Here is a 5,391-nt window from a genome sequence, read left to right on the forward strand (position 1 = left end):
GAGATAGTCTACAAAAATTCCCTGATTACGCTCGTATTCCATCTGCTCTTTCTCAGTCAGCTCAACCACTATCTTTTGAAGCATGAACGGGGATAAATGCGTCCCTGCAAGATCCTTCACCTTTTTCTCAAATACCTTTCCACCAACAAGCCGATTGATCTCACTATGAGCTCCATCCTCTCTCTCATATGTAGCTGTTAGACCCATCCTAAAAGGTGAAGCAAACATCTCAGCTATTTGCTTGTAGCCTACTGCAGGAAGATGATGAACTTCATCAAAGATCATGAGACCAAATTTGTTCCCCAGCCTGGCAGCATGGATGTAGGCAGAGTCGTATGTAGATACAGTTAAGGCTTTTATCTCCTGCTTTCCACCACCAAGCTTTCCCACATCGACTTTGAACTCCTCTTGCAGTTTAGAACGCCACTGGTCAAGCAGATCAAGAGTTGGAACTATCACGATTGTTGGCGTGTTCAATAAGGAAATTGCGTTAATCCCCACGACAGTTTTACCACTCCCAGTTGGGAGTACGATGACCCCACGGCTGCTATTCTGGGTCCATGCATCAAGAGATTTTTGTTGATATCCTCTCAATTCTATTGTGCTCTTAAGTTCAGGACATGGCAAAAGATCAAGGACGTTATCTGTATAACTGATTCCTGAATTTTGAAGATAATCAGTAATATCCCGGTAGTACAGAGCCATCGCCCTGAAGGTTTTTGAACGCTCATCCCATGTAGAGTTAGGGATCCTGACATCTCCCCGAATGACAATTGTACCTTGATTAAAGGAAAGTTCCATCATAGTTTAAAAAGAATCGGATACTAATAAACATTGGGTATACGTCTTGAAACTAGTTTTAAATATGCTCCCAATAGACATTCACAGTGTATACATATCCCAGGTTATCATAAAACCCTCTACGGAACAGATAGTCTTTTCTTATATTGTAATATTCGTATTCAGGAGTGTCAGTGTAATATATAGAGACAATGCCGTATTTTTTTCCTTTTTGAATATAGGCAATTTTATCAAAACTATCTAATTCTTGTAATTTGACAATTGAACCGGTACAGTCTACATATGTCAAACCTTTGTCAGTTGTTTCAAATGCATTTATAGCATGCACGTCAGTACTGTCATAGAAATCTACAACTACAAAAGATGCACGAATACCTGCTTTTTCAGCATTGTTATGAAGCCGTTCTGCAAAGTCAGAACTTACAAAAGTATTATTTTGATACAGTATTCTATCTGTGTCATCTACCTTTAAAAAAGATATTAATTCATCCCAGGTAGGATTAGCTGCAGATTCATTGTTTATTAAAATTACAGGTTCACCTGATGCTTTAACAGGAACTGTGACAGTTGAAGACCTCATCAGTTTTTCATTAAAATCATTTGGTGGAAAAATATAGTCTCCAAAGGAATATATTAATGACGCAGCCAGAATAATTGCAAAAAGAATAATTATGTTACTATATGATATTTTCAAATGTTTTGATTTAGATTTTAGTATTAATTCATTGACAAAATCATCTAGATTTCTAGGCGGCGCTTTTTTAGCAGAATAAATATTTCCATTTTTATCTATCTTTGAACAATCCCGCCCATCTAAATTCATTAGTTCCCTCCAGAAGCAATGTATAGTAAGATACTTCTTATTTAAGATTAAAATTATAAAAACATTACTATATGACAATGATGATTTTTTATTAAAGAAATCGTATATATACATTTATTTATTTGATCTTGCAAGAGTTTGCAGAAATATTCTTTTAGATGAATGGGCTCTGTAGATAGCCTGTAAAATATCGGGTTTCCACGGCCCTCCGCGCTCCCATTTTCATGAAGAAGGATGCTGGAACTGGAAAGCCATTTACTCTGAATGCTCATGTTAGGAAGATGTTGGAGACTTAGGAAGGGAATTTATTAAAATTTAAAGTTAACGCCGTTAAAACGTCAAATTAATTCTAACAAATGAATTTAATCTGTTATAAATATCAAGAATTACCTATTTAATGTAGTGCTATCTGAAATTCTAATTACTTGAATAGATGTGCCACAAATGAAGAAATCATTGCTTGATGTTGTATTCATGTCAGAAAAGAGAAAGGGAGTTCTTCTGCTGCTACAGGATGGAGCAAAGGAAATGGAATTTCTTCTTAAATTCCTTGATACTACCAGACAGGCACTGCTTCCTCAGATTAAGGTGTTGGAAGAACATCATCTTGTTTCTCACTATGAGGATACTTATGAACTAACAATAATTGGTAAATTGATAGTTGAAAAGATGATTCCTCTATTAAAAAAAATCGAAGTCCTTGATAATGATATTGATTACTGGGGAACTCATGACTTGAATTTTATCCCGCCTCACTTTTTACAAAGGATAGATGAACTGAGAGAATGCAGAGTGATAAAACCATCAATTACAGACCTATACGAGATAGATAATGAATTTCATGAAGCAAGCAAGAGGTCTGAGTCTCACTATGTAATCACTACATACATCCACCCCGAATTCTATAGATTAGTCTATGAAATGATGAATAATAATGTTCAGATGTATTTTGTTTTTCCTTCTGATTTGCTTGATAAATTGCAACCTGCTCGTTATTCAGAATTGATAGAAATTTCAAAGAGTGAGCTTGTCCATATTTTTGTTTATCCAAAAAAAATAGACTTCCTATTCTTTGCATTTAATGACACTCACAGCATGTTATCTTTACTGACAAATAATGGTGAGTTTGATGGAAAATATGTATTGTGCCGTTGTAAAAAATCACTCGAATGGGAAAAAGAGCTGTTTGATTATTACTTGAAAGAATCTACTCCAATAAATGAGATTTGATTTGCACTGAAGCCTTTTTCTTTCGGTCATTATTTATTAAGTTGCATTTGAGAATCAAACTCACATTCCGCAGGTAGACAATAAAAGTTCATAATTTTGCTTGATGCTGGTTTTGGTTATATTGATGGAGAAATATATTTTATTTGTCCGCTAAGAATGCTGCTAAAACGGGCATTTTTCGAATATATATAAATGAGAACAATAATAGTAAGATTACAAAAACGCTAGCAAGCAAAATTATTCAAAATGAGTTCGTACCTGCGGAATGTGAGATCAAAGTTGATGCAATTTTAAAGAATTCCGTTTTTTCTTGCTCTTCCAATTAACAATACATTGTTATTTTAGAATACAAGTTCCGTTTTTTACGTTACCTATATATCCACCCCCAGTTACTATGGGTTAAATTCGAACCTCTACACCAGCTTTTTCAGTTTCAATTTCTCGATCACACGTTCTGCTGTCTCTTCAATCTGCTTCTCCCTGAGACTATTCTGCGTCTTCAAATAATATTCCACTTGAAGCCTGTCTAAGTTAATGCATGTTTCCTGAAAAAGATACTAAGCAACTCTTATTCTGCCTGAAGGAAAATAGGATTTTCTAAGAGTACATTGTGTTATATAAAAAATGCAGAGGCTGATAGATCATTTGCTCTAAATGCTCGCAGTAGGGAAAGGTTCCCTGTGGATTCGATTACCCACACGATGTTGAAGGGAACCTTATGATTAAATGATCATCAGCCATTATATGGGAGGGAGTCGATGTTACGATCAGGCGATATCGAAGCGGTCAAGGTTCATTACCTTATTCCACACCGCTACAAAGTCGTTCAAAAACTTCTCATGGGAGTCCTCACATCCGTAGACTTCCGCCAAGGCTCGCAGCTGGGAGTTCGAACCGAAGACCAAGTCGACACAGGTGCCGGTCCACTTGAGTTCGCCTGTTGCGCGATCACGACCCTCGAACACGTCTTTGTCTTCCGAGGCTGCCTTCCACTCCGTACTCATGTCAAGTAGATTCACGAAAAAGTCATTGGTGAGCGTCTCCGGCCGCTTGGTAAAAACGCCGTGTTGGGACTGTCCGAAGTTGGTATCCAGGACGCGCATACCGCCTATGAGAGCCGTCATCTCAGGAGCGGTCAGGGTCAGCAGTTGTGCCCGGTCCACCAGCAGTTCCTCTGACGATACAGCGTATTTGGCTTTCTGGTAGTTGCGGAACCCATCTGCTTTGGGCTCGAGTACACTGAATGCCACAACGTCGGTTTGTTCATCTGATGCATCCGTGCGTCCCGGAGTGAATGGAACGGTCACATCGTGGCCGGCATTCTTTGCCGCTTGTTCGACACCTGCACATCCACCAAGGACGATCAGGTCGGCAAGTGAAACCTTCTTCCCACCTGGCTGAGCGCTGTTAAACTCCTTTTGGATTCCCTCAAGGGTCTCAAGCACATTGGCAAGTTGTTCAGGCTGGTTGACTTCCCACTCTTTCTGCGGCGCAAGACGAATGCGTGCCCCGTTAGCTCCTCCTCGTTTGTCGGAGCTGCGGAACGTGGACGCCGATGCCCAGGCTGTTGAGACTAGTTGTGAAACAGACAATCCCGAGGCAAGTAGCTTGCTCTTGAGATCTGCGATATCCTGTGCGTCGATCAGATCATGATCCACTGCCGGAACCGGGTCCTGCCAGATAAGTTCCTCTTGCGGGACCTCCGGGCCGAGATAGCGCGAGCGTGGACCCATGTCACGGTGGGTCAGCTTGAACCAGGCGCGGGAGTAAGCGTCTGCGAATTCCTCGGGTTTTTCCAGGTAATGTCGTGCAATTGGCCCGTAGATCGGATCGAACTTTAAAGAAAGGTCCGCGGTGGTCATCATGGGTCGGTGCTTTTTGGACGGGTCGTGGGCATCGATGATCATGTCCTCTTCCTCAACGTCCTTGGCTAGCCACTGTTTCGCGCCGGCAGGACTTTTGACCAGCTCATAATCGTATTTGAACAGGACCTTCAGATAGCCCATATCCCATCGGGTTGGGTTTGGCTTCCATGCTCCCTCAATGCCGCTGGAGATCGTATCGCCGGCTTTGCCACTGCCAAAGCTGCTCTTCCAGCCAAGACCCTGTTCCTCGATGGGCGCAGCTTCAGGGACCGGGCCTACCAACTTCGCATCGCCCGCGCCATGGCATTTGCCGAAGGTGTGCCCGCCGGCAACAAGCGCGACGGTCTCTTCATCGTTCATGGCCATGCGTGCAAAGGTCTCTCGAACATCCTTGCCGGAGGCGAGCGGATCCGGATTGCCGTCCGGACCTTCCGGGTTCACGTAGATTAGGCCCATCTGCACTGCCGCCAGGGGATTTTCGAGATCCCTGTCACCAGAGTAACGGCTATGGGGCTTGTCACTCGTAGCCAGCCATTCTTCTTCTGAACCCCAGTAGACCTCTTCTTCAGGCTCCCATATGTCCTCTCGCCCGCCGCCAAAACCGAAGGTCTTGAATCCCATTGATTCTAAAGCACAGTTGCCGGCCAGGATCATGAGGTCGGCCCAGGAGAT

The 5,391-nt window shown here is 42.1% G+C and carries 4 protein-coding genes; 1 reads left to right on the forward strand and 3 read right to left on the reverse strand.

Going from position 1 to position 5,391, the window contains the following annotated elements; translation table 11 throughout:
• Both Q8J68_RS00265 and Q8J68_RS00270 read right to left on the reverse strand, forming a co-directional pair.
• Positions 1-804, reverse strand: an 804-nt coding sequence (locus Q8J68_RS00265; protein WP_305309572.1) for a DEAD/DEAH box helicase family protein, incomplete at its 3' end; no start/stop codon positions are given.
• Positions 805-859: 55 nt separating this feature from the next.
• A complete protein-coding gene (locus Q8J68_RS00270) occupies positions 860-1,624 on the reverse strand; it encodes a hypothetical protein (RefSeq protein WP_305309573.1) in 765 nt (254 codons plus the stop codon).
• Positions 1,625-2,068: 444 nt separating this feature from the next.
• On the opposite strand from Q8J68_RS00270, the gene Q8J68_RS00275 reads away from it, so the two are divergent.
• Complete coding sequence (locus Q8J68_RS00275) at positions 2,069-2,854, forward strand: winged helix-turn-helix domain-containing protein (RefSeq protein WP_305309574.1); 786 nt, start codon at positions 2,069-2,071, stop codon at positions 2,852-2,854.
• Between the two features lie 767 nt (positions 2,855-3,621).
• On the opposite strand, the gene katG is transcribed toward Q8J68_RS00275, so the two are convergent.
• Positions 3,622-5,391: catalase/peroxidase HPI (gene katG / locus Q8J68_RS00280; RefSeq protein WP_305309575.1), on the reverse strand; the 1,770-nt coding region annotated here is incomplete at its 5' end.

This window comes from Methanolobus sp. (assembly GCF_030682845.1).
Lineage (GTDB): Archaea > Halobacteriota > Methanosarcinia > Methanosarcinales > Methanosarcinaceae > Methanolobus.

Coding starts and splice junctions, on each gene's coding strand:
- Q8J68_RS00275 (WP_305309574.1), top strand. CDS start 2,069: ATGAAGAAATCATTGCTTGATGTTGTATTCATGTCAGAAAAGAGAAAG.
- Q8J68_RS00270 (WP_305309573.1), bottom strand. CDS start 1,624: ATGAATTTAGATGGGCGGGATTGTTCAAAGATAGATAAAAATGGAAAT.